The 22,151-nt window shown below is 70.9% G+C and carries 23 protein-coding genes; 9 read left to right on the top strand and 14 right to left on the bottom strand.

The features are described 5' to 3' along the window. The coding region (locus BR85_RS14045; protein WP_036275429.1) for an IS256 family transposase at positions 1 to 277 on the top strand (277 nt) is incomplete at its 5' end. Positions 278 to 1,167: 890 nt separating this feature from the next. After that, positions 1,168 to 1,749 carry a hypothetical protein gene (locus tag BR85_RS15005; protein ID WP_051526414.1) on the top strand — a complete coding sequence of 194 codons (582 nt, stop codon included), beginning with the start codon at positions 1,168 to 1,170 and terminating at the stop codon, positions 1,747 to 1,749. Between the two features lie 317 nt (positions 1,750 to 2,066). Here BR85_RS15005 and BR85_RS14035 read toward each other — a convergent pair whose 3' ends face one another. The 3 genes from BR85_RS14035 to BR85_RS14025 all read right to left on the bottom strand — a co-directional run bounded on the left by BR85_RS14035 (position 2,067) and on the right by BR85_RS14025 (position 4,573). Next, entirely contained in the window at positions 2,067 to 3,560 is a 1,494-nt protein-coding gene (locus BR85_RS14035; protein WP_028497233.1) for an L-serine ammonia-lyase, iron-sulfur-dependent, subunit alpha, read from the bottom strand. Positions 3,561 to 3,618: 58 nt separating this feature from the next. After that, on the bottom strand, positions 3,619 to 4,113 hold the full coding sequence (locus tag BR85_RS14030; protein WP_051526413.1) for a hypothetical protein: 495 nt from the start codon (positions 4,111 to 4,113) through the stop codon (positions 3,619 to 3,621). Between the two features lie 94 nt (positions 4,114 to 4,207). Next, positions 4,208 to 4,573, bottom strand: coding sequence for a VOC family protein (locus tag BR85_RS14025; protein ID WP_028497232.1), 366 nt, complete (start codon positions 4,571 to 4,573; stop codon positions 4,208 to 4,210). Positions 4,574 to 4,654: 81 nt separating this feature from the next. On the opposite strand from BR85_RS14025, the gene BR85_RS14020 reads away from it, so the two are divergent. From BR85_RS14020 to BR85_RS13995, 6 genes are all read left to right on the top strand, one after another. Next, on the top strand, positions 4,655 to 6,544 hold the full coding sequence (locus BR85_RS14020) for an alpha-amylase family protein (RefSeq protein ID WP_028497231.1): 1,890 nt from the start codon (positions 4,655 to 4,657) through the stop codon (positions 6,542 to 6,544). A 33-nt stretch (positions 6,545 to 6,577) separates the two neighbouring features. After that, positions 6,578 to 7,000: a hypothetical protein gene (locus BR85_RS14015; protein WP_028497230.1), complete on the top strand. Its 423-nt coding sequence runs from the start codon at positions 6,578 to 6,580 to the stop codon at positions 6,998 to 7,000. Positions 7,001 to 7,102: 102 nt separating this feature from the next. Then, complete coding sequence (locus tag BR85_RS14010; RefSeq protein ID WP_028497229.1) at positions 7,103 to 7,444, top strand: PadR family transcriptional regulator; 342 nt, start codon at positions 7,103 to 7,105, stop codon at positions 7,442 to 7,444. Position 7,445: 1 nt separating this feature from the next. Continuing rightward, positions 7,446 to 7,814 (top strand): DUF1048 domain-containing protein, encoded by a 369-nt coding sequence (locus tag BR85_RS15740; protein WP_028497228.1) that lies wholly within the window; start codon positions 7,446 to 7,448, stop codon positions 7,812 to 7,814. Continuing rightward, positions 7,811 to 8,569, top strand: a complete 759-nt coding sequence (locus BR85_RS14000) for an ABC transporter ATP-binding protein (protein WP_028497227.1) — start codon at positions 7,811 to 7,813, stop codon at positions 8,567 to 8,569. The genes BR85_RS15740 and BR85_RS14000 overlap by 4 nt, the downstream gene beginning before the upstream one ends. After that, complete coding sequence (locus BR85_RS13995) at positions 8,566 to 9,330, top strand: ABC transporter permease (RefSeq protein WP_028497226.1); 765 nt, start codon at positions 8,566 to 8,568, stop codon at positions 9,328 to 9,330. The genes BR85_RS14000 and BR85_RS13995 overlap by 4 nt, the downstream gene beginning before the upstream one ends. Positions 9,331 to 9,386: 56 nt before the next feature. Here the strand turns inward: BR85_RS13995 and BR85_RS13990 are convergent, their stop codons facing one another. The 10 genes from BR85_RS13990 to BR85_RS13945 all read right to left on the bottom strand — a co-directional run bounded on the left by BR85_RS13990 (position 9,387) and on the right by BR85_RS13945 (position 20,446). Continuing rightward, the gene (locus BR85_RS13990; RefSeq protein WP_028497225.1) at positions 9,387 to 10,073 is read right to left on the bottom strand and encodes an alpha/beta fold hydrolase; all 687 of its coding nucleotides are present in this window, start codon (positions 10,071 to 10,073) and stop codon (positions 9,387 to 9,389) included. 272 nt (positions 10,074 to 10,345) lie between these two features. Beyond that, a complete protein-coding gene (locus BR85_RS13985) occupies positions 10,346 to 12,109 on the bottom strand; it encodes a nucleotide-binding protein (protein ID WP_028497224.1) in 1,764 nt (587 codons plus the stop codon). A gap of 103 nt (positions 12,110 to 12,212) precedes the next feature. Next, a complete protein-coding gene (locus BR85_RS13980) occupies positions 12,213 to 13,727 on the bottom strand; it encodes a SulP family inorganic anion transporter (RefSeq protein WP_028497223.1) in 1,515 nt (504 codons plus the stop codon). 79 nt (positions 13,728 to 13,806) lie between these two features. Then, positions 13,807 to 14,514, bottom strand: a complete 708-nt coding sequence (locus BR85_RS13975; protein WP_028497222.1) for a substrate-binding domain-containing protein — start codon at positions 14,512 to 14,514, stop codon at positions 13,807 to 13,809. Next, positions 14,511 to 15,488 (bottom strand): aldo/keto reductase, encoded by a 978-nt coding sequence (locus tag BR85_RS13970; protein ID WP_028497221.1) that lies wholly within the window; start codon positions 15,486 to 15,488, stop codon positions 14,511 to 14,513. The genes BR85_RS13975 and BR85_RS13970 overlap by 4 nt, the downstream gene beginning before the upstream one ends. After that, positions 15,485 to 16,441 carry a Gfo/Idh/MocA family oxidoreductase gene (locus BR85_RS13965; protein WP_028497220.1) on the bottom strand — a complete coding sequence of 319 codons (957 nt, stop codon included), beginning with the start codon at positions 16,439 to 16,441 and terminating at the stop codon, positions 15,485 to 15,487. Before BR85_RS13965 ends, BR85_RS13970 begins: the two co-directional genes overlap by 4 nt. A gap of 24 nt (positions 16,442 to 16,465) precedes the next feature. Further along, complete coding sequence (locus BR85_RS13960) at positions 16,466 to 17,764, bottom strand: protocatechuate 4,5-dioxygenase subunit alpha/beta (protein WP_028497219.1); 1,299 nt, start codon at positions 17,762 to 17,764, stop codon at positions 16,466 to 16,468. Position 17,765: 1 nt separating this feature from the next. Continuing rightward, on the bottom strand, positions 17,766 to 18,701 hold the full coding sequence (locus BR85_RS13955) for an amidohydrolase family protein (protein ID WP_028497218.1): 936 nt from the start codon (positions 18,699 to 18,701) through the stop codon (positions 17,766 to 17,768). Position 18,702: 1 nt separating this feature from the next. After that, on the bottom strand, positions 18,703 to 19,398 hold the full coding sequence (ligK, locus tag BR85_RS13950) for a 4-carboxy-4-hydroxy-2-oxoadipate aldolase/oxaloacetate decarboxylase (protein ID WP_036273193.1): 696 nt from the start codon (positions 19,396 to 19,398) through the stop codon (positions 18,703 to 18,705). Positions 19,399 to 19,417: 19 nt separating this feature from the next. Then, positions 19,418 to 20,446 carry an amidohydrolase family protein gene (locus BR85_RS13945; RefSeq protein WP_028497216.1) on the bottom strand — a complete coding sequence of 343 codons (1,029 nt, stop codon included), beginning with the start codon at positions 20,444 to 20,446 and terminating at the stop codon, positions 19,418 to 19,420. A 107-nt stretch (positions 20,447 to 20,553) separates the two neighbouring features. On the opposite strand from BR85_RS13945, the gene BR85_RS13940 reads away from it, so the two are divergent. After that, on the top strand, positions 20,554 to 21,474 hold the full coding sequence (locus BR85_RS13940; protein WP_028497215.1) for a LysR family transcriptional regulator: 921 nt from the start codon (positions 20,554 to 20,556) through the stop codon (positions 21,472 to 21,474). Between the two features lie 4 nt (positions 21,475 to 21,478). Here BR85_RS13940 and BR85_RS13935 read toward each other — a convergent pair whose 3' ends face one another. After that, positions 21,479 to 22,132 carry a hypothetical protein gene (locus BR85_RS13935; RefSeq protein ID WP_028497214.1) on the bottom strand — a complete coding sequence of 218 codons (654 nt, stop codon included), beginning with the start codon at positions 22,130 to 22,132 and terminating at the stop codon, positions 21,479 to 21,481. Positions 22,133 to 22,151 lie beyond the last annotated feature (19 nt).

Below are 22,151 nucleotides of genomic sequence, written 5' to 3'. Positions count from 1 at the left end.
CGACATCCTCGCGTTCTGCGGCTTCCCGCCCCAGCACTGGCGGCAGATCTGGTCCACGAACCCTCTGGAGCGGGTCAACAAGGAGATCAAACGCCGCACCGACGTGGTTGGCACGTTCCCCAACCCGGCAGCGTTGCTGCGCCTGGCCGGCCACGTCCTCATCGAACAGCACGACGAGTGGGACGGCGCCGACCGACGCTACTTCAGCGAGCACTCCATGAAGCTCCTGCACGTCACAGAAGAGGAGGTCGCCATCCCCGAACTCACTGCGGCATAATCACAGAAGCTGATCCCGCACGGTGTTGAGAAACTCCACCACTCAGCGGGACGTCACCCTCTGCTGGCCGAGCGTGACTGCCCCCTGCCAGCGCAGCGGAAAGGTGTCAGTTCGGGTCGCCTCGATCCCCGCGGGGCGGCGCCGAGCGACCCCTTCCTGGCCCACCGCCGCCGGCCCCGCCAGAAGGGTGTCAGTTCGGGTCGCCTCTATCCCCGCGAGGCGGCGCGGAGCGCCCCCTTTTTGGGCCCCACGCGCCGGCCCCGCCGGAAGGGTGTCGGTTCGGGTCGCCTATCCCCGCGAGGCGGCGCCGAGCGCCCCCATTCTGCGGGGCCGGCGTCGTCGCTTCCTCCCCGGCGGGCGCCATACGCAATGCGTCCCCCGATCGACGGGGTTGCGGTCGCGCGCGTCCCCGAGCGGACAAGAGTGAAGGATGCCGATCGCGCCGCGCCCGCTGCCACCCGACCTCGCAGACGCCTTCACCTGCCGCGCGGCGCTCGCGGCCGGCGCGACGCCGCGCCGGCTCCGCGCGCGCGACCTCGAGACGCCGTTCCGTGGCGTCCGGCTGCGCCCGCCGTCCAGTGCCGAGATCGAGGACGCGGGCCCGCTCGCACTGGATCGCGCCGTGCGCGCCGACGTGCTCCGGCGCGCGGGAGCCTACGCGCTCCTCATGCCACCGGCGGCGTTCTTCGTCGGCGCGACGGCAGGTGTCATCCTCGGCCTCGGCGTGCCGCATGGGTTTGAGCTCTGCGTCGGGGTGCCGCCTCCCCACCGCGCGCCCCGGCGCACCGGCATCCACGGCGTGAAGCTCGCTCCGAGCCAGGCGAGGATCATCGAGCGACGGCCTGCGCCTCACCGACTCCGCGTCGACCTGGGCGACGCTCGCGGGCCGGTTGGGCGAGCGCGACCTCGTGCGGGTCGGCGATGCGGCCGTGCGCGTGCCGCGCGACGACCGGGGGCGGCACCGTACGGAGGCCGACCTCGCGACGATCGACGACCTCCGCGCCGCCGCGCTCGTCCCCGGGCGTCGGCACCGCGCCGCACTGCTGCGGGCGCTGGACCGCGTGCGCGTCGGCAGCATGTCGCCCCTCGAGACGGACTTCCGCCTGGATGCCGAGGACGCCGGGCTGCCCGAACCCGAACTGGACGTCGAGATCCGCACGGAGAGCGGCCGGCTGCTCGGGATCAGCGACCTCGTCTACCCCGGGTACCGGACCGTCGTCGAGGTCGAGGGCGACCACCACCGCACGACGCGGCAGCAGTGGAACCGCGACATCGAGAAGTACGCCGCCTACGCGGCCCAGGGCTGGGAAGTCGTCAGGCTGACCTCGACGCACATCCGCGGGTGGCAGCCGCAGGCCGTCGCACTCGTGTGCGGGGCGCTGCTGCGGCGCGGATGGCGGCCGCCCGCGCAGGCGACGCCAGATAGGGGTCGGTCTGCGCCGCATCCCGGCGCCGGAGGCGGCACGAACTGACACCAAACCCCGGGCACGAGCCCCGCGTCACCAGAAAAGGGTCAGTCCGTGCCGCACGAGCCCGCCCAAGGCGGCTCGAACTGACACCAAACCCCGGGCACGAGCCCCGCGTCACCAGAAGAGGGTCCAAACCCCGCGCACGAGCCCCGCGTCGCCAGAAAGGGGTCAGCCCACGCCGCATCCCGGCGCCGGAGGCGGCACCAGCTGACACCAAACCCCGCGCACGAGCCGCTCGTCACCACAAGAGGGTCAGTCCGTGCCGCATCGGCCCGCCCGAGGCGGCACGAACTGACACCGAACCCCGCGAGGGCGCCGAATCAGCACTCGATGACGTTGACGGCGAGGCCGCCCTCGCTCGTCTCCTTGTACTTCGTGGACATGTCGATCCCGGTCTGGCGCATCGTCTCGACGACGGCATCCAGCGAGACGTAGTGGCTGCCGTCGCCGCGGAGCGCGAGGCGCGCGGCGGTCACAGCCGTCGACGCCGCGATCGCGTTGCGCTCGATGCACGGGATCTGCACGAGGCCGCCGACCGGGTCGCACGTGAGCCCGAGGTGGTGCTCCATCGCGATCTCCGCGGCGTTCTCGATCTGCCGGTTCGTGCCGCCCATGACGGCGGTCAGACCGCCCGCGGCCATCGCGCACGCCGAGCCGACCTCGGCCTGGCATCCCCCCTCGGCGCCGGAGATCGACGCGTTCGCCTTGAAGAGCGACCCCAGCGCCGTCGCCGTCAGCAGGAAGCGCCGGATGCCGCGGCGGCGGTTCGCGTCCGCGACGGCCTTCGCGTCATCCGTGCCGGGCACGGGCGCATCCTCCGGCGCGTGGAAGCCCAACAGCGCCGACCCGACCAGCTCGCCGTAGGGCGTCACGGCGTTCCCCGACCCGAGCCCGGAGTCGGCGAGGAACCGCCACCAGTACATCGCGACGGCCGGGACGATCCCGGCGGCGCCGTTCGTCGGCGCCGTCACGACGCGTCCGCCCGAGGCGTTCTCCTCGTTGACCGCGAGCGCGAACGCCCCCAGCCACTCCCCCGGCAGCTCGCGGCGGCCATCGGCCTCCGCCTCCTCGAGCTGTGCCCGGATCGCGCCGGCCCGGCGCTTCACCCGCAGCATCCCGGGCAGCTGACCCTCGGCGGCGAGACCCGCGTCGACGCACGCCGCCATGGCGTCCCAGATGCGATCCAGCCCCGCCGCGACCTCTTCCTCGGGGCGCAGCGCCTCCTCGTTCCGGCGCGCCGCTTCGGCGATCGTGATCCCGCGCTCGTCGCAGAGCGCGATGAGCTCCTCGGCGGTGTCGAACGGCAGTGGGAACTCGCGCGATGCGACACGCGGCGGCTCGCCCTCGCGGCGGATGAACCCGCCGCCGACGGAGTAGTAGGTGTCTTCGGCCACGTCCGCGCCGTCCGCGGCGAGCGCCGTGAGCGTCATGGCGTTGGGATGCCCGGGAAGCCGCGTCCGCGGCGCGAACTCCACGTCGGACTTCGCGAACGCGATCTCGTGCGTGCCGTCCAGGCGCAGCGTCTGGCCCTCCGGCCAGTCCGTCCACGCCGCACGCACGGCGGCCGGGTCAACCGTCTCCGGCTCGAGCCCCGCGAGCCCGGCGACGACGGCATCCGGTGTGCCGTGACCGATGCCGGTGGCTCCGAGCGATCCGTACAGCACACAGCGCACCCGCGCCGCGGCGGGAAGGAGACCCTCCGCGCGGAGGCGCGCGGCGAAGTCGCGGCCCGCCCGCATGGGACCGACCGTGTGGGAGCTCGAGGGTCCTACACCGATGGAGAACAGCTCGAACGCCGAGACGTAGGCGCTCATGCTCCCAGGCTACGCGCGGATGCCCCGGTCGTCTCCGATCGGGGCATCCGGTGCGTCGTCAGCCTTCGCGGGCAGCCAGCTCGCTCGCCGCGCCGTACAGCTCCTCCAGGAATCCCCCGCCGGGCAGCTGCTGCCAGACGTCCGCCGTCGCCTCCAGCACCGCGCCGAGGCCCAGCGCGTAGCCGTGGTCGAACTCGGGGTCGATCTCGGTCACCCGCCACGGGTACGGACGCGGCGGCCACGGGAACGGCCACGGCCACGGCGGGCGGGGCCGGGGCGGTGGGCAGATGTCCACGATGTCGAAGGCGAACTCGAGCCCGAACGCCTTCGCCATACCGGCCGCCCGGACCAGCTCGTGCCCCACGAGCGCGCCCGTCTCGATGCCCGCGAAGATCTGCCGCGGCGGCAACGGCTGCGGGTTCAGCTCGGCGAGCCGGTGCGCGTACTTCGCCGAGTGCGCGACGTCGACGATCGGCCCATGCGGGAACACGACGTCGTAGATGGCCGGATGGATCCGACCGATGATGGCGATGAGATTGCCCTTGAGCGCCATGGCGCCTCCCCCTGTTCGATCCGCGATGCGGATGCTGCGACCCGTCCCCCACGGGTCACACAGAAGGAGCGGCCGGCCCCGCGCCTGATACCGGTCAGGGACGCTGGAAGGCGATGAGCCCGACCGTGTTGCCCTCGGTGTCGCGGATGAACGCCTGCCATTCCTCGTGACCCTCGGGCCCCAGCAGATCGGAGTCGTGGGTGAAGATCACGTGCGGCTGCGTGACGACGTCGGCGACGCCGGCGAGACGCTCGATGGTCTCGTGCACGTTGTCGACGCGCAGGTAGTGCAGGGCGGTCGGCGCGTTCCGATCGAGCAGGAGGCGCGTGCCGCCGAGGTCGAAGAACAGCAGACCCGGCGGGTCGAAACGGGCGACCGGCGGCTCCCCGAGCAGCACCGTGTAGAAATCGGCGGCGCGGTCGAGATCATCGGCGTGCTGCGCGACCTGGACGAGGTGCATCGGCGGTCCTTCCTCCCCGCGGAGTCCGTCGCCCGTGCGACGGCCTCCCTCTAGTGTGGATGCCAGGAGGAGCACACGCCAATGACTACGCTCACCACGGTCGATGCGGACCGCGCCGCCGCCCTGTCCGCCGCCGATGCGTCCGGGCGCGTCGACGAGGCGTTCCTGGGGCGGTTCGACGAGCAGTTCCCCCGCCTCCACGACCTGTTCACCCGCCTCTACGGCGAGCGCGCCGACGGGCAGGAGCAGCTCGCGCAGGTCGTGACGTTGGCATCCGCGTCGTGGAACGCCCGCCCGCTCGATCTGCGGGTGCGCGGGAGCCGGCACGCCGAGGATCCGGACTGGTTCCAGTCCGAGCGGATGCTGGGCGGCGTCTGCTACGTCGACCGGTACGCCGGGAATCTCGCCGGCATCCGCGAGCAGATCCCCTACTTCCGCGAGCTCGGACTGACCTACCTGCACCTCATGCCGCTGTTCGACGCTCCGGACGGCCCGAACGACGGCGGCTACGCGGTGTCCAGCTACCGCCGGGTGAACCCGAGCCTGGGCTCGATGGCGCAGCTCGCCGACCTCGCGGCGGAGCTGCGCCTAGCCGGGATCTCGCTCGTGCTCGACTTCATCTTCAACCACACGAGCGACGAGCACGAGTGGGCACGGAAGGCGTACGCGGGCGACCCCGAGTTCGAGGACTTCTACCTGATCTTCCCCGACCGGACCATGCCGGACGCGTACGAGGAGACGACCCGCGAGATCTTTCCGGAGGATCACCCCGGGTCGTTCGTGCAGCTCGAGGACGGCCGGTGGGTGTGGGCGACATTCCACTCGTACCAGTGGGACCTCAACTACGCGAACCCCGCCGTGTTCCGCGCGATGGCCGGCGAGATGCTCTTCCTCGCGAACCAGGGCGTCGAGGTGCTGCGGATGGACGCCGTCGCCTTCATCTGGAAGCGCCTCGGCACCCCGTGCGAGTCGCTCCCCGAGGCGCACCTGCTGCTGCAGGCGTTCAACGCGCTGCTCGCGATGGCGGCGCCGGGCACGCTCTTCAAATCGGAGGCCATCGTGCACCCCGACGAGGTGCTGACCTACGTCTCCCCAGAGGAGTGCCAGCTCTCGTACAACCCGCTGCAGATGGCGCTGACATGGGAGGCGCTCGCGACCCGCGACGCGCGCCTCCTCCAGCAGGCATTGGAACGACGGCACGACCTGCCGCCGCACACCGCGTGGGTCAACTACGTGCGCAGTCACGACGACATCGGATGGACATTCGCCGATGAGGATGCCGCCGAGCTCGGCATCGACGGATACGCGCACCGCAGATTCCTCAACGACTTCTACGTCGGCCGGCACGAGGGCACTTTCGCGCGGGGCGTCCCGTTCCAGGAGAACCCGCGCACCGGCGATGCGCGGGTCGCCGGGACCACGGCATCCCTCGCCGGTGTCGAAGCCGGCGACCCGGGCGGCGAGGATCGGGTCGTCCTCGCGCACGCGATCGCGCTGTCCACCGGCGGCATCCCGCTGCTGTACCTCGGCGACGAGGTCGCGCAGCTCAACGACTACACCTACACGGACGATCCCGACCGGCGGAGCGATTCCCGCTGGGTGCACCGTGGCAACCGGCCGCGGGACCGGTACGCCGAGCGACTGACCGCCGACACCGCCGCGGGACGGGTGCACCGCCGGCTCACGAAGCTCATCTCCGCACGCGCCGGCGCCGCGGAGTTCGCGGGCAACGCGCTCGTCGGCTTCCGTACGCCCGACCCCGCCGTGCTCGGCTATCAGCGACCGGGCGAGGGAACCGTCGTGCTCGTGCTCGCGAACGTCGGCGATGAGCAGAGCCTCATCGATCCGCTGACGCTGTCGGGGTTCGAGCGGATGGCACACGATCTCGTGCTCGGCGTGGACGTCGACCTCGATGAGGGCCTCGCCCTTCCGCCGCACGGTTTCGTGTGGCTGCGCGTGCGACCGCTGTAACCTGACTGTTCCGCCCACCCTGGAGATCCCCGCATGCGTCCGTCCGCCCTCGCCGCCGCCCTCGCACTCGGTCTCGGACTCCTCGGCATGACGGGCTGCTCCGCCGTCGATGGGAGCCAGAGCGTCGAGGAGGCCTGCCTCGTCCTCTCCGATGGGATGGCCGACATCCAGGGCGGTCTCGCGGAGGCGCAGGACAGCCTGTCCGAGGACGGTGACCTGACCGGCGCCGCCGAGGTGATGTCCAGGATGGAGGGAGAGCTCGACGAGCTGGCTCCCGAGATCACGAACGCGGAGGTGACGGCAGCCCTGTCCGACTTCCGGGCAGGCGTCCGCGCCTTCGCCACGGCTCTCGGGGCCACCGACGATGTCGAGGACCTCGTCGCGAACGACGAGTTCGCCCAGGTCGCCGAGTCGATCCAGTCCGCGACCACGCAGTTCGCGGAACTCTGCAGCTGAGCTCGACGTCGCTTCCGTTCCGGTAGTCAGTATTGCCAACTACCGGTAGTCAGTGTTACCGTCTACCGGTAGTCAGCAGGACTGAGTAGACGGGAGCCGCTCGTGGCGAGCCAGATGACGGAGATGCTCAAGGGCACCCTCGAGGGGGTGGTTCTCGCCATCCTCTCCACGCAGCCCGCATACGGCTACGAGATCACGGCGCGACTCCGCGAGCAGGGCTTCACCGACCTCGTCGAGGGGACGGTCTACGCCCTCCTCATCCGCATCGAGCAGCGGGGCTTCGTCGACGTCGAGAAGGTGCCCTCGGAGAAGGGCCCGCCGCGCAAGGTGTACTCCCTCAACGCCCGGGGAGAAGACCAGCTTGCAGAGTTCTGGAGGACATGGGGCTTCCTCTCGGACCGCATCGAACACCTCCGCCCCACCCACCCTGAAGAGGAGAACTGACGTGGCCGCCAAATGGATCGAGGCCCTCACCGGGTCGCTGGAGCAGAAGAAGCAGTACAAGCAGGACAAGGCCCGCATCGACGCGCTGCCGGGCCCCTACGCCACGGCAGCCAAGGCGCTGCACCGATACTTCATGTACTACGGCGGCGTCACCGACGGCGACACCCTCATCACGATGCTGGGCGACCTCGCCGACCTGTGGGAGCGCGCCGCCGCCGACGGCACACCCGTCCGCGACATCGTCGGGCCGGACCCCGTCGAATTCGCCGAGACGTTCGCGCAGGCCTACACCGGCACGCAGTGGATCGACAAGGAGCGCGCTCGCCTCACGAAGGCGATCGAGGATGCCGAAGACGAGGAACGACCGTGACCGCCGCAGCCATCGACGTCGCGGGACTGGAGAAGTCCTTCGGCGACGTGAAGGTGCTGCGGGGAATCGACGTCGCGGTCGCGCGCGGAACCGTCTTCGCTCTCCTGGGCGCCAACGGCGCGGGCAAGACGACTCTCGTGCGCATCCTCTCGACCCTGCTCGCGCCGGATGCCGGGACGGCCAGCATCCACGGTTTCGACGTCGTGCGCGAGGCCGGCGACGTCCGGGAGTCCATCAGCCTCACCGGACAGTTCGCCGCCGTCGACGACGTGCTCACCGGCCGGGAGAACCTCGTGCTCGTCGCGCGCCTGCGTCACCTGAAGCACCCCGGTGCCATCGCCGCCGAGCTGCTCGCGCACTTCGCCCTCACCGAGGCCGCGGACCGGAAGGCCGCGACCTACTCGGGCGGTATGCGCCGGCGCCTCGACATCGCGATGAGCCTCATCGGCGACCCGCCGATCATCTTCCTCGACGAGCCCACCACCGGGCTCGACCCGCAGGCGCGGCTCGACGTGTGGCAGACCGTGAAGGACCTCGCGGGGGCCGGCACCACGGTCCTCCTGACCACGCAGTATCTCGATGAGGCCGAGCATCTCGCCGACCGCATCGCGATCCTGCACGACGGGCGGATCACCCAGGACGGCACCCTCGAGGAGCTGCGACGCCTCCTGCCGCCCGCGGAGGTCGAGTACGTCCAGAAGCAGCCGTCACTCGAGGACGTCTTCCTCGCGCTCACCGGAAAGGCAGACCGATGACCACACACGTCCTCGGCGACACCGCCATCCTCACCGGCCGGTCGCTGCGGCACATCCTGCGCAGCCCCGACACGATCATCACGACCGCCGTCACCCCGATCGCGCTCATGCTGCTGTTCACGTTCGTGTTCGGTGGCGCGATCGAGACCGGCTCGGCCGACGCGTACGTCGACTACCTGCTGCCCGGCATCCTGCTCATCACGATCGCCTCCGGCGTCGCCTACACCGCGTACCGGCTGTTCCTCGACATGCAGGGCGGCATCTTCGAGCGGTTCCAATCCATGCCCATCGCGCGATCCAGCGTGCTCTGGGCGCATGTCGTGACCTCGCTCGCGGCGAACCTCGTCTCGATCGCCGTCGTCGTCGGCGTGGCGCTGCTCGTCGGGTTCCGCACCGGCGCGTCCGTGCTGGCATGGCTGGCCGTCACCGGCATCCTGATCCTCTTCACCCTCGCCCTCACCTGGATCGCGGTCATCGCCGGCCTGTCGGCCAAGACGGTCGACGGGGCGAGCGCCTTCAGCTACCCGCTGATCTTCCTGCCGTTCATCAGCTCGGCCTTCGTGCCCACCGAATCGATGCCCGGTCCGGTGGCCTGGTTCGCGGAGAACCAGCCCGTGACATCCATCGTCGACACCCTGCGGGCGCTGTTCGCGCAGGAGCCCGTGGGCGGCGACATCTGGATCGCCCTCGCCTGGCTCGTGGGGATCCTCGTCATCGGCTACGCCGGCGCGATCGCGGTGTACCGCCGGAAGATCCGCTAGGGTCTCGGCGTCGGACTCGGCCTGCGGGCCGAGCCCGCGGCTATGGCAGGAGGCGGTCAGTCCCAGTCGAGGTAGTCCTCGATCACGGCCGCCGTGTGCCCGGCGTGGGTGGAGACGAAGAGGTGGCCGCCGCCGTCGATGTCCACGAGGGTGGCGCGGTCGGCGGCACTGGCCTGCAGGCGCCGGCCACCGGCCGCCGGGGTGATGCGGTCGTCGGTCCCCTGGATGATGAGGGCCGGGAGTCCCGGCGCGATGGCGGCCCACTCCGGCTCGGGTGTGGCGGCGAGCGCGGCGGCCTGCACCGCGTCGATCGCGGTGTCGCGGGCGCGGGCGAGGAACTCGTGGTCGGGGGCGGAGCCGGACAACGACTCCGTCTCGCCGGCGTCGACGCCCAGCAGCAGCACGCCGTTCGCGCGGTCGTGGTGATCGAGCGCGACGGTGCGCGCGACGGCGCCGCCGAACGCGTGCCCCCCGATCCAGGCGTGTTCGACGCCGAGATGGTCCATGACGTCGACGACATCCTGTGCGAGGTCGTGCATCGTGAGCGCGTCGGCGCCAGGTCGGCGCGCACCGACCTGCACGACCCGGAAGTCCTCCTCGACGAGCACGCTCGCGAGCGTCCCCAGGTAGGTGATGTCGAGGCCGCGCGCGGGCAGCAGCAGGAGCGCCGGACCGGTTCCTTCGTCGACGTACGGGATGGCGCGGCCATCGGGTTCGAAGATCTGGCGCTCGGTGATCGACATGGTTCCCTTTCGCTGTGGGGTCGCCGTCCGGTCTGCGGACCCCGCCCCTTCCATTGTGCCCGGTGCCGGAGAGCCGCCCGGCGCGAGGGGGGCGTATCGCCTCCCAGCGTCCCCGTCAAGCCCCCGGGCTGGATCGGCGATCACGGCTAGATTGGTCATGCCCTCGGCGGAGATGTTCGGGTCATCGAGCTGTGGGACGGCGGCCCAGGTCGGACGAGGCTTCGGGTGCCCCTGATTCTGGGCCGCCTTTCCTCTCCGTCGGTTCAGCCGGCTCAGAGACCGTCGGCGACGGCCGCGGCGGCCCGCATCCACGCGTCGCGCGTCTTCGGCTGCAGGCTGCCGTAGCGGATGCGGCCGGCCTTCAGCGCGTCGTCGAACGGGATGACCTCGACGGCGCGCACGTGACCGACGAACCCCTCGGCGATCTCCTGCACGGCGGCGGCGTTCGAACGCTCCGACTGGCTGACGATGACGACGGCGTTCTCGGCCAGCCGGCGGGAGTGCTCATCGCGGCGACGCAGCGCGTCCAGGAGAAGCGCTGCGGACTCCGCGGACTCGGGTGCGGCCAGCGTCGGCACCACGAGCTGGTGCGCGGAGTCGATCATCCGCAGCCAGCGGTCGGCGGACTCGTCGTTGCCGGAGTCGAAGATCACCATGCGGTAGTACCGTGCGGCGACCTGCATGAGCAGGTCGAAGTCGGCCGTCGTGATCCGCTGATCCGCAGCGAGGAGCTCAGGGTTGGAGCGGAGCACGTCGTAGCGGTCGACGCTCTGGTGGTGGACGTACCGGGCGATGTCGGAGACCGACGCCGTGGTCTCCAGCAGCTTCGCGGCCTGCGGCAGCAGGTCGCGGATGGTCGTGTCGTAGTCGCCCTGCTCGGTGCGCCAGCCCAGTGTGCCGCGCGTGTCGTTGTTGTCCCACGCCAGCACCGTGCCACCGCCGTGGCGCGCGTAGACGGCGGCGAGGACCGCCGTGGTCATCGTCTTGCCGACGCCGCCCTTGCCGTTGGCGACGGCGATCGTCCGGCAGCCGGCCCAGTGCCGCGAGACGGCCATCTCCCGCGCGGCGCGCTCGATCGCGGCCCGTGACGGGCGCATCGGAAGACCGAGCTGCGCGAGGAACGCACGCCAGCCGTCGAGCTTCGCGGGGTGCTCCCCGGCGGGCTCGATGAAGGAGGGGCGGGCGCTCTCGCCGAACGTCGCGAGCGGACCGGACAGGACGGGGACCGGCGGGATGTCGGTGAGCCCGGTGGGCATGGCGGGCGGGATCACGAGGGGCTCGGAGGGCTCGGCAGGCTCATCCGCGCGGCCGGACGGCGCGCCCGCAGGCTCGTCGGACTCGATCATGGGGTCCGCAGGCTCGGCCGGCGCGTCCGCGGGCTCGGAGGGCGCGTCCAGCGCGGCTGGCGCGTCGGCGGAGACCGGCGCCCACGGCGACGGCGCATCCTCGACGTCGTCGATGTCCTCGTCGTCCTCATCGGCATCCGGTTCGCCCAGGGATGTGGACGGCTCGTACGGGCCGATGTCGTCCGGGAGCGCGAACGCGAACTGCGGCGTCCCGAGATCGAACGCGACCGGCGCGGGGTCCGCCTCCCCCGTCGCATCGAGGTCGTCGTCATCCCCGGCGTCGAGCGCCGCGGTCCAGTCGCTCGGCGCGGGCTCCGCGCTCGGCGCGGGCTCCGTGCTCGGCGCGGGCTCCTCGCTCGGCGCGGGCTCCGCGCTCGGCGCGGGCTCGGTGGTCCACCACGCCTGCTCGCGCAACTCGGCCCGCGTGACGGTCTTCTCACTGGTCCGGACGCTGAGCGTGCCGTCGGCATCCACAATCAGATGGTGCTCGCCGTGATCGCCGCTCGTGAGCACTTCGATGGGGGCGCCGGAGAGGACGGCCTCCTCGCGCGCACGCGCCAGGATGAGGTGCCGGATGCCATCGGCATCGACGGCCGTCAGGGTTTCGACGTCGCCGCCCGGGGTGGAGAACTCGGCGGACTCTCCCGTCACGCGCGCGTGGGCGCGGGCCGGTTCGGTGCCTGAGTTCATCGGAGTTTCCCTTTCGACGGATGTCGCCGCCCGTGGACGGTCTTTCCACGCTATCGCGACCCGCCGCGAAAACCCGGGTCCTTGCGCGCCGCGGCGGCGTGTGTCAGGCGCTGCCCTGCGTGAGCCGGCCGTACATCCGCGTCGTCGCGTCGTTCATGCCCTCGAGGACGACCTGCGCACCACGCGCCTCGTATTTCGTCACGATCGCGTCGAGGGCGGCGACGGTCGAGGCATCCCAGATGTGCGAGCGGGACATGTCGATGACGACGCGGTCGGGGTCGCGGGAGTACTCGAAGAGGGTCGTGAGGTCGTTGCTGGACGCGAAGAAGAGCTCGCCGTCGACCGTGTAGCGGACGGTCGGCACGTCGGCGTCCTCATCCACCGCCCGGCGCACGCTCACGAAATGCGCGACCCGGCGGGCGAACGCGACCATCGCGACGAGCACCCCGACGCCGACACCCAGTGCGAGGTTGTGCGTCCAGACGGTGACCGCGACGGTCGCGAGCATGACGACGGTCTCGCTCTTCGGCATCCGCTTCAGGGTGGACGGGCGGATGCTGTGCCAGTCGAACGTCGCGACGGACACGACGATCATGACGGCGACGAGCGCGGCCATCGGGATGACGGCGACGACGTCCCCCAGCACGAGCACGAGGATCAGGAGGAAGACGCCGGCGAGGAACGTGGAGATGCGCGTCCGGGCGCCGGAGGCCTTCACGTTGATCATGGTCTGGCCGATCATCGCGCAGCCGCCCATGCCGCCGAACAGGCCGGAGAGCACGTTCGCGGCGCCCTGCCCGAAGGCCTCGCGCGTCTTCCGCGAGTGGGTGTCGGTGATGTCGTCGACGAGCTTCGCGGTCATCAGGGACTCGAGGAGCCCGACGACGGCCATCGCGGCCGCGTAGGGGGCGATGATGCCGAGCGTCTCCCACGTGAGCGGGACGTTCGGCAGCAGCAGCTCGGGCAGGCTCTCCGGCAGGGCACCCTGGTCGCCCACGGTCGGGACGTTCAGCCCGAAGACGACCGCCGCGGCGGTGAGCAGGACGATCGCGACCAGCGGCGCGGGCACGGCGCGGGTGATCAGCGGCATCAGGTACATGATGAGCAGCCCGACGGCCACGAGCGGGTAGACGAGCCAGGGCACGTCGATCAGCTGCGGGAACTGCGCGGCGAAGATCAGGATCGCGAGCGCGTTGACGAACCCGACCATGACCGATCGCGGGATGAAGCGCATGAGCTTCGCGACGCCGAGCGCGGCGAGGACGATCTGGATGACGCCGCCGAGGAGGACGGTGGCGATGAAGTAGTCCATCCCGTACTCGCGGGCGACCGGGGCGATGACGAGGGCCACGGCGCCGGTGGCGGCGGTGATCATCGCGGGGCGGCCGCCGAGGAAGGCGATCGCCACCGCCATGATGAACGAGGAGAACAGCCCGAGGCGCGGGTCGACGCCGGCGATGATCGAGAACGCGATCGCCTCCGGGATGAGCGCGATGGCGACAACGAGCCCGGCGAGCACCTCGCGCGTCAGGATGCGTGGGCTCCGCAGCGCCTGCAGCACCGTCGGCTCGATGCGGTAGCGGCTCGCGGGATCCCGGACGGGCAGGGCATCGGTCATCGGGAGGCTCCAAGGCGGTCGGGCGCGGCGCGCGGCGCGACGCCCGCGACCTTCTACGGTAACGCTCGGCCGGCGACGGCTACGACGCGGCAGGGACCCCGAAGCTGTGCGCCGTCTTGATGCCCGACGCGGCGGCGGAGGCCAGGAAGGCGAGCACGTCGCGGGCAGCGTCGGGGTCGGATGCCGTCGCCGCGACGGCGCCCGAGAACACGGTGTCGATCGCGCAGTCCGCGGGCAGGACACCGAGGATCCGCACGCCCGGCTGCCCGACGAGCTCGCTGAGCTGCTGGAAGCCGAGGTCGACGTCGCCGTCGGCGAGGGAGCGCGCGACGGGGATGCCGGGGCGCGCCTGCACGAGGCGGTCGCCGATCTCGGCCGTGAGCCCCCACGCCTCGATGAGCGCGAGCAGGGCGGTACCGCTCGGGCCCGTCGAGTAGCCGATCCGCTGCGCGTGGCGGAGCGCGTCGCGCACACCGCCGGCGTCCGGGAACGCCGCGCCGTCGGGTCGCTCGGCCGGGTCGTCACGGCCGGAGGGCACGGCGACGGCGACCTGCGACAGCACGAGCGGGACGACGGACGCGGCGTCGACGTGGCCGTCGGCGGCGAGGCGGTCCAGCGCATCGGAGGCGAGGAAGACGAGGTCCAGCTGCTCCCCCGCGGCCACGCGCTGAGCGGCATCCACTCCCCCGACGGAGTCGACGTCCACGCGGGGCAGCCCCGCCGCGACGGCCACCTCGGTCAGCTCCGCCAGCACGTGGCGCGTCGCCATCGAGGAGACGGCCTTCATGCCGCGGCTTCCTCGAACGTCTCGGCGTCGACCTCGGCGTTGCCGACGGGGTTGTATCGCGAGCCGGACACGGTTGCGTGCGAGATGAGCTCGCCGGCGCGCGCGAGGAACCCGGGGTCCACGACGACGTCGACGGCGGCGAGGTTCTCGCGCACGTGCGCGGCGCGGGTGCTCCCGGGGATCGGCACGACGTGGTCGCCGCGCGAGAGCAGCCACGCGAGCGCCAGCTGCGCGGGCGTGCACTGCGCCTCGGCGGCGAGGGTGCGCCACTGCGGCAGCAGCGCGGCGTTGGCCGGCCAGTGCTCCGGCTGGAATCGGGGCATGGCGCGGCGGATGTCCTTCGGCGCGAGGGTGTCGGGGTCGGCGACGCCGTCGGCGAGGAAGCCGCGCGCCACCGGAGAGAACGCGACGAGCGCGATCCCGTCGGCACGGGTGGCCTCGAGCATGCCGAGCTCGGCGTTGCGGGTCCACAGCGAGTACTCGTTCTGCACAGCCGCGATCGGCGCCACCGCCTGGGCCTCACGGAGGCGGGCGACCGACACCTCGGACAGGCCGATCGCGCCGATCTTGCCGGCATCCACCGCTTCGGCGAGCGCGCCGACGCTGTCGGCGATCGGCACCTTCTTGTCCCAGCGGTGCAGGTAGTACAGATCGATGTGGTCGACGCCGAGGCGGCCCAGCGACGCGTCGACATGGGCGCGCAGCGTCGCCGGGCGCCCGTCGATCACCTTGACGCCGTCGACCATCGCCATGCCGCCCTTGCTGGCGAGAACGACCTCGTCACGCCGCCCGGCGATCGCGCGTCCCACGAGCTCCTCGTTGCGGCCGCCGCCGTACAGGGTTGCCGTGTCGAGCATCCGGATGCCGTCGTCGAGCGCGGCACGCGCGACCGCGAGGCCCTCCTCGGGGGTCGGCGGCACACCGTAGGCGTGACTGAGGTTCATACATCCCAGGCCGAGGCGAGGCAGGTTCACGCGAGCTGCTCCTCCAGCATCCCGAGCACCCGGTAGCAGTCCAGCACCTGACGCATCGACGAGTTGGGTTCGCGGCCCTCGCGGATCGCGGTGACGAACTCGCGGTCCTGCAGCTCGATGCCGTTCATGCTGACGGCGACCTGCGACACGTCGATCGGCTCCTCCTTGCCGTTGACGAGGTCGTCGTACCGGGCGATGTAGGTGCCGGTGTCGCCGATGTAGCGGAAGAAGGTGCCGAACGGGCCGTCGTTGTTGAACGACAGCGACAGGGTGCAGATCGCGCCGGTCTCGCTCTTCAGCTGGATCGACATGTCCATCGCGATCCCGAGCTCGGGGTGGATCGGGCCCTGGACGGCGTTGGCCTGCACGATCCTGCCGGCCTGGTAGGCGAACAGGTCGACCGTGTGGGCGGCGTGGTGCCACAGCAGGTGATCGGTCCACGAGCGGGCCTCGCCCTTGGCATTGGTGTTCGTGCGGCGGAAGAAGTACGTCTGCACGTCCATCTGCTGGATGTTGTACTCGCCCGCCGCGATCTTGTCGTGCACCCACTGGTGCGACGGGTTGAAGCGGCGCGTGTGCCCCACCATCGCGATCTTGCTCGACGCGTCAGCAGCCGCGACGGTCGCCTCGGCGTCGGCGAACGAGTCGGCGAGGGGGATCTCGACCTGCACGTGCTTGCCGGCGGCGAGCACGGCCTGCGACTGCGCGGCATGCAGCTGGGTGGGGGTCGCGAGGATCACGGCATCCACGTCGTCCCGCTCCAGCACGGCGTCGAAGCCGACCACGGCGTTCGCGACGCCGTACTGGTCGGCAACGGCCTGCGCCTTCTCCGCACTCGTCGCGCTGACGACGGTGACCTCGGCGTCCTCGATGTTCACGAGACCGTCGAGGTGCTTCATGCCGAACGCGCCGGCGGCGCCGACGACCGCGACCCGGACCTTGTCGTTGCTCATTGCGGGGTGTCTCCTTGGATGCCGTCAGGCGCTGGGGTTGGTCAGCACGAGGTGGCCGACCGCGGTGTTCGAGGCGGGCACGTGGTAGAACCGGTGGTCCACGGAGGGCGCCTCGCCGGCGAACTGGTCGTCCATGGCGCCGCGGGCGATGAGCCAGTCGACCAGCTCGATGCCCTCGGAGCCCGCCTCGTCGACGTACTCCATGTGCGACCACTCGGTCAGGCCCAGCGGGTCGGCGATGAGGTGGTCGAGGAAGGCGTTGTCCCACTCGGCGTTGATGAGCCCGGCGCGGGGACCCTGGAGCTGGTGGCTCATGCCGCCGGTGCCCCAGATCTGCACGTTGAGCTCCTCGCCGTCCCACTTGTCGAGCGCACGGCGCAGGGCCCGGCCCAGCTCGTAGCAGCGGCGGCCCGAGGGAACGGGGTACTGGACCACGTTGACGGCGAGCGGGATGACCTTGCAGGGCCACTCCTCCACGTCGCCGAACACGAGGGAGAGCGGCACGGTGAGTCCGTGGTCGACCACCATCTCGTTGACGAGGGTCAGATCGAAGTCGTCCTGGATGATCGACTGCGCGAGGTGCGCCGCGAACTCCGGGTAGCCCTTCACGTCGGGCACCGGACGGGGACCGTAGCCCTCGTCGGCGACCGGGTACTCAGCGCCCGTGCCGAGCACGAAGGTGGGGACGATGGACGCGTCGAACGCGGTGGCGTGGTCGTTGTAGACGAGGATGACGACGTCGGGCGTGTTCTCCTTGGCCCACTGGCGCGTCCACGTGTACCCGTCGAACACCTTCTTCCAGTACGGCTCCTCGGTCTTGCCGAGGTCCATCGCCGCACCGATCGCCGGCACGTGCGAGGTGAACAGCGCGGAGGTGTACTTGGCGGGCGCGTCCGGGCGCATGACCTCGGACTTCTCGGTGCTCGGCGGCGTCCAGCCGTCGAGGTCCTTGAGGCGGTTGCCCTCGGGACGACGTCCGCCGCCGATCATCATGTCGCGGTACGCGGCCTCGCTCATCCCGGTCATCGAGCCGGCCATCTGCTGGAAGCTCAGCCCGTGCGTCGCGCCGATCTTGCTGAGGAAGTAGATGTTGCCGCCCTCGGCCATCATGGCGTTGAGGTCGAGATCCAGCACCGCCTGGCGGGCGACCGGCGTGAGGTCCCACTCGTCGAGGTACGCCTCGCGGTCGGCGAGGTACCGCTCGCGGTTCTCCGGCTTCATGAGGGACATCGAGAGCTGGTTGAGCTGGTAGCCCTTCCGGGCCTGCTCGGCGTCGAAGATGATCGTGCCGGGGACGTTCTTGTACGGCTTGTCGAGTGCCATGTCAGTTTCCTTCGGGCCAGTAGAGACGGCGCGGGTTGTCCACGAGGAGCTTCTGCTGAAGCTCGGCGGTGGGGGCGATGTGCGGGATGAAGTCGACCAGCAGCCCGTCGTCGGGCATGTGGTCCTTCAGGTTGGGGTGGGGCCAGTCGGTGCCCCACAGCACGCGGTCGGGGAACTCCTCGACGACGCGACGGGCGAACGGAACGACATCCGTATAGGCATCATGCTCCCCGTCGAGGGCCCGCGGGCCGGTCGCGGAGAGTCGCTCCGGGCAGGACACCTTGGTCCACACGTTCGGGTTCTCCCGCATGAAGCGCAGGAACAGGCCGAACTCGGGTCCGTCGGGGTCCTTCGTGACGTCCGGCCGGCCCATGTGGTCGACGACGACGTCGGTCGGGATGGCGGAGAAGAAGTCGTACAGCTCGGGCAGGTCCTCGGCCTCGAAGTAGATGACGACGTGCCACCCGAGGGGGGCGATCTTCTCCACGATCTCGCCGAGCGACTCGGTCGGCACGCGGTCGACGAGGCGCTTGACGAAGTTGAAGCGGACGCCGCGGACGCCGGCGGCGTGCAGCTCGGCGAGCTGCTCGTCGGTGACGTCGCGGCGCACCGTCGCGACGCCGCGGGCGCGCCCGCCGCTGCGCTGCAGGGCGTCGACGAGAGCGCGGTTGTCGGCGCCGTGGCTGGTCGCCTGGACGATCACGTTGCGGTCGAAGCCGAGGTGGTCGCGGAGCGCGAAGAGCTGGTCGGCCGACGCGTCGCACGGGGTGTACTTGCGTTCCGGCGCGTAGGGGAACTGCTCCCCCGGACCGAAGACGTGGCAGTGCGCGTCGACGGCTCCGGCGGGCAGGCGGAACGTCGGCTTCGTCGGGCCGCCGTACCAGTCCAGCCAGCCCGGGGTCTTCTCGAAGCCGCCGCTCGTGTCTCCGTGCGCCATGTCAGTCCTCCACGTACTCGAGGCCGGCCTTCGCGAGCGGTTCGCGCATGCCGTAGAGATCCAGGCCCAGGACGCCGTCGCGGAACTTCTGCCGCTTCGACTCCTCGAGGTCCTCGCGCTTCTGCGACGCATCCGCCACCGCGCCGACGAGCTCGCGCGGGACGACGACGACGCCGTCGACATCCGCGACGACGACGTCACCGGGGTTGACCACGGCGTTGGCGACGACGACCTGGACGTTCACCGAACCGAGCGTCGCCTTGATGGTGCCCTTGGAGTTGATGGCGCGGGAGAAGACCGGGAAATCCATCTTCTCGAGGTCGGCGACGTCGCGGACGCCGCCGTCGATGACGAGGCCCTTGCATCCGCGCGCAGTGAGCGACGTGGCGAGCAGCTCGCCGAAGAAGCCGTCCTCGCTCTCCGTCGTGCAGCCGGCGACGAGGACGTCGCCCTCCTGCACCTGCTCGGCGGCGACGTGGAACATCCAGTTGTCGCCGGGCTGCAGCAGGACCGTGACTGCAGGGCCGCACAGCTTCGCACCGCTGTAGGCGGGACGGATGTAGGGACGGAGGAGCCCGACACGGCCCATCGCCTCGTGGATCGTGGCGACGCCGAACTGCGACAGGCGCGCGACGTCGGCCGGGTCGGGCCGTTCGATGGTGGTGCGGACGATGCCGAGGTTGTTCAGGCGGGTCATGTGGTTCTCCGGGTGGGTCTCAGAGGCCGCGGGCGGCGAGGGCGCGGTTCAGTCGGGGGTAGACGCGGCGGGCATTGCCCTCGAAGACCTGGACCCGCTCGTCGTCGGTGAGGTTGGGGGTGGCATCGACGTAGCGCTTCGTGTCGTCGAAGTAGTGGCCCGTGCGGGGGTCGATGTCGCGGACGGCGCCGATCATCTCGCTCGCGAAGAGGATGTTGTCGGTCGGGATGACCTCGGTGAGGAGGTTGATGCCCGGCTGGTGGTAGACGCACGTGTCGAAGAACACGTTGTTCAGCAGGTGCTCTTCGAGCTCGGGCTTGCCGAGCGCCATGGCGAGGCCGCGGAAGCGCCCCCAGTGGTAGGGCACCGCACCGCCGCCGTGCGGGATGACGAACTTCAGGTCCGGGAAGTCGCGGAAGAGGTCGCCCTTGAGCAGCTGCATGAACGCCGTCGTGTCGGCGCCGAGGTAGTGGTCGCCGGTGGTGTGGAACTGCGGCTTGCAGGAGGTCGAGACGTGGATCATCGCCGGCAGCTCGTACTCGACGAGCTTCTCGTACAGCGGGTACCAGCTCTTGTCGGTCAGCAGCGGCGCGGTCCACAGCCCGCCGGAAGGGTCGGGGTTGATGTTGACGGTGACGACGCCGAGGTCGTTCACGGCGCGGTCGAGCTCGGCGAGGACGGTCTGGGGGTCGACGCCGGGCGACTGCGGGAGCATCGCCCCCGGCAGGAAGCGGTCGGGGAAGAGCTGCGCGACGCGTGCGACGAGGTCGTTGCAGATGCGCGCCCACGTCTCGCTCACGGCGAAGTCGCCGATGTGGTGGGCCATGAAGGACGCGCGCGGGCTGAAGACGGTGACGTCGCTGCCGCGCTCGTTCATGAGCTTCAGCTGGTTGGCCTCGATCGTCTCGCGGATGTCGTCGTCGCTGATGTGCAGGTCAGCCGGGTCGGGCGCTTCCCCCTTGCCGTCGGCGAACGCGATCTGGAGGTCACGCCATGCGCCGAGCTGTGCGGGTGCCGTCGTGTAGTGGCCGTGGATGTCGATGATCAACGCGTGTCGTCCTTGTCACTTGCCGGGGTGCTTCACCTGACTGTAGGCGGGTTCCGCGCTGCGGTCCAATAGATGCAGAGTGGATGCCGAATAGATACGATCTATGAATGGCGTGGGCGGATCTGAACCAGTTGCGCACCTTCGTGGTGCTGTACGAGCAGCGGAGCCTCACGGCCGCCGCCGAGCGGCTGCACGTGACGCAGCCGACCGTCAGCTACACCCTCGCGCGGCTGCGCGAACGCTTCGGCGACGACCTGTTCCGTCGGGAGGGGCATGTCATGGCGCCCACCCCACGCGCCGTGCAGCTCTTCGGTCCGCTGCATGAAGCGCTGGCCCAGATCGATGCCACGGTCAGCGACCCGGACACATTCGACCCCGGTCGCTTCACCGGAGACCTGGCGCTCGGTCTCACCTCGATCGGTGAGCAGACCTTCCTTCCGCCCATCATGGCCGCGCTCGCGCGTGAGGATGCCCGGGCACGGCTCAAGGTCGAGCGCCTGGACTCCGACCAGGTCGAGGACGGCCTCGTCCGCGGCACGATCGACCTCGCGTTGACCGTGTCGCTCATGGGCACGCCCCGACTGTGGCGGACGCGGGTGCGGAGCGTCGAGTACGTCGCGCTGTCCTCGGGCGCGCACCCGCTCCCGCCGACCGCCCCGGACATGTTCGCCGGGCGTCGGTTCATCCGCGTCTCGGTGCGCGGTGGGCACGTCTTCCCGCTCCAGGCCCTCACCGAGCACGGCCTCATGCCGCAGGTCGCGCTGACGATCGAGGAGTACTCGACCGTGCCCGCCGTCCTCGAGGCGACCGACCTCGTCGTGCTGCTCCCCCGTCACGTCGCCGAGGTCTTCTGCGGCTGGTTCCCGAGTCTTCGCATCGCCGACCTGCCGTGGCCCGCGCAGAGCACGCCGGTCTCGCTCTACACGCGCAGCGAGACGAGCCTGTCCCCGGCCCAGCGGTGGTTCCGAGCGCTTGTCTCGAAGGCGGTCTCCGCGGACGGGGAGGGCGCGCCTGAGCTCGACGGCTGAGGGGTCAGTTCTTCTTGCGGTTCCAGCTGGCCTTCGCGGGAGTGAGAGGGCTCCGCACGTGGATGGCCCACGTCGAGTGCGGATGGATCCGCAGGAGCGCCGTCTCGTAGAACGCCCGAGCCGCATCCGAGAGCGTCGGCAGGACGGCATCCTTGTCGACCTCATCCTCGGGCCGGGGCCGGAGTGCCTTCCAGACGAGCTGCACCTCGGGAGCACCGGTCGGGATGCCGTCGATGTCGAGCACGGCGCGGTCCCACGGCAGCTGCAGGCGCGGGTCGCGCCGGTAGAGCCACGCCCGGTCGACGCCGTCCTCGACGTTGACCTGCAGCACCCACGCGCCCGTGGCGTCATCGAGGATGCGGACGGGCTGCAGGTCGGCATCCTCGGGAGCGTCGGCGAACGGGACGACGGCGTCCTCACCGCTCGGCGCCCACGCGGTGAAGCCTGCCGGCAGCGCCTCGACCAGGTGCGCGAGGTCGCGGGTGGTCGTGCTCACGTCTGTGTTCGCACGCGCGCGGATGGGCGCGCCGAGCCAGCGGTCCAGGGCCGCGCCGCCGGAGAGCCACCACCGCGCCGACGTTCCGGCGAGCAGCTCGGCTGCCGCTTCCGGGGTCAGGCGTTCCCAGTGCGTCGCGGGAGTCGGAGCGGGAGGGGCCATGGGGTCGAGCCTAATCTCG

The sequence above is a fragment of the Microbacterium sp. UNCCL10 genome (genome assembly GCF_000746195.1).
Taxonomy (GTDB): domain Bacteria; phylum Actinomycetota; class Actinomycetes; order Actinomycetales; family Microbacteriaceae; genus Microbacterium; species Microbacterium saccharophilum.
Note: the sequence above shows the minus strand (reverse complement) of the source record. Positions and strands in the feature narration are given on the sequence as shown.

Coding starts and splice junctions, on each gene's coding strand:
- BR85_RS13940 (WP_028497215.1), top strand. CDS start 20,554: ATGGCGTGGGCGGATCTGAACCAGTTGCGCACCTTCGTGGTGCTGTAC.
- BR85_RS13985 (WP_028497224.1), bottom strand. CDS start 12,109: ATGAACTCAGGCACCGAACCGGCCCGCGCCCACGCGCGCGTGACGGGA.
- BR85_RS14030 (WP_051526413.1), bottom strand. CDS start 4,113: ATGGCGCTCAAGGGCAATCTCATCGCCATCATCGGTCGGATCCATCCG.
- BR85_RS13935 (WP_028497214.1), bottom strand. CDS start 22,132: ATGGCCCCTCCCGCTCCGACTCCCGCGACGCACTGGGAACGCCTGACC.
- BR85_RS13965 (WP_028497220.1), bottom strand. CDS start 16,441: ATGAGCAACGACAAGGTCCGGGTCGCGGTCGTCGGCGCCGCCGGCGCG.
- BR85_RS13955 (WP_028497218.1), bottom strand. CDS start 18,701: ATGGCGCACGGAGACACGAGCGGCGGCTTCGAGAAGACCCCGGGCTGG.
- BR85_RS13995 (WP_028497226.1), top strand. CDS start 8,566: ATGACCACACACGTCCTCGGCGACACCGCCATCCTCACCGGCCGGTCG.
- BR85_RS14020 (WP_028497231.1), top strand. CDS start 4,655: ATGACTACGCTCACCACGGTCGATGCGGACCGCGCCGCCGCCCTGTCC.
- BR85_RS13990 (WP_028497225.1), bottom strand. CDS start 10,073: ATGTCGATCACCGAGCGCCAGATCTTCGAACCCGATGGCCGCGCCATC.
- ligK (WP_036273193.1), bottom strand. CDS start 19,398: ATGACCCGCCTGAACAACCTCGGCATCGTCCGCACCACCATCGAACGG.
- BR85_RS13975 (WP_028497222.1), bottom strand. CDS start 14,514: ATGAAGGCCGTCTCCTCGATGGCGACGCGCCACGTGCTGGCGGAGCTG.
- BR85_RS14025 (WP_028497232.1), bottom strand. CDS start 4,573: ATGCACCTCGTCCAGGTCGCGCAGCACGCCGATGATCTCGACCGCGCC.
- BR85_RS14035 (WP_028497233.1), bottom strand. CDS start 3,560: ATGAGCGCCTACGTCTCGGCGTTCGAGCTGTTCTCCATCGGTGTAGGA.
- BR85_RS13960 (WP_028497219.1), bottom strand. CDS start 17,764: ATGGCACTCGACAAGCCGTACAAGAACGTCCCCGGCACGATCATCTTC.
- BR85_RS13980 (WP_028497223.1), bottom strand. CDS start 13,727: ATGACCGATGCCCTGCCCGTCCGGGATCCCGCGAGCCGCTACCGCATC.
- BR85_RS14015 (WP_028497230.1), top strand. CDS start 6,578: ATGCGTCCGTCCGCCCTCGCCGCCGCCCTCGCACTCGGTCTCGGACTC.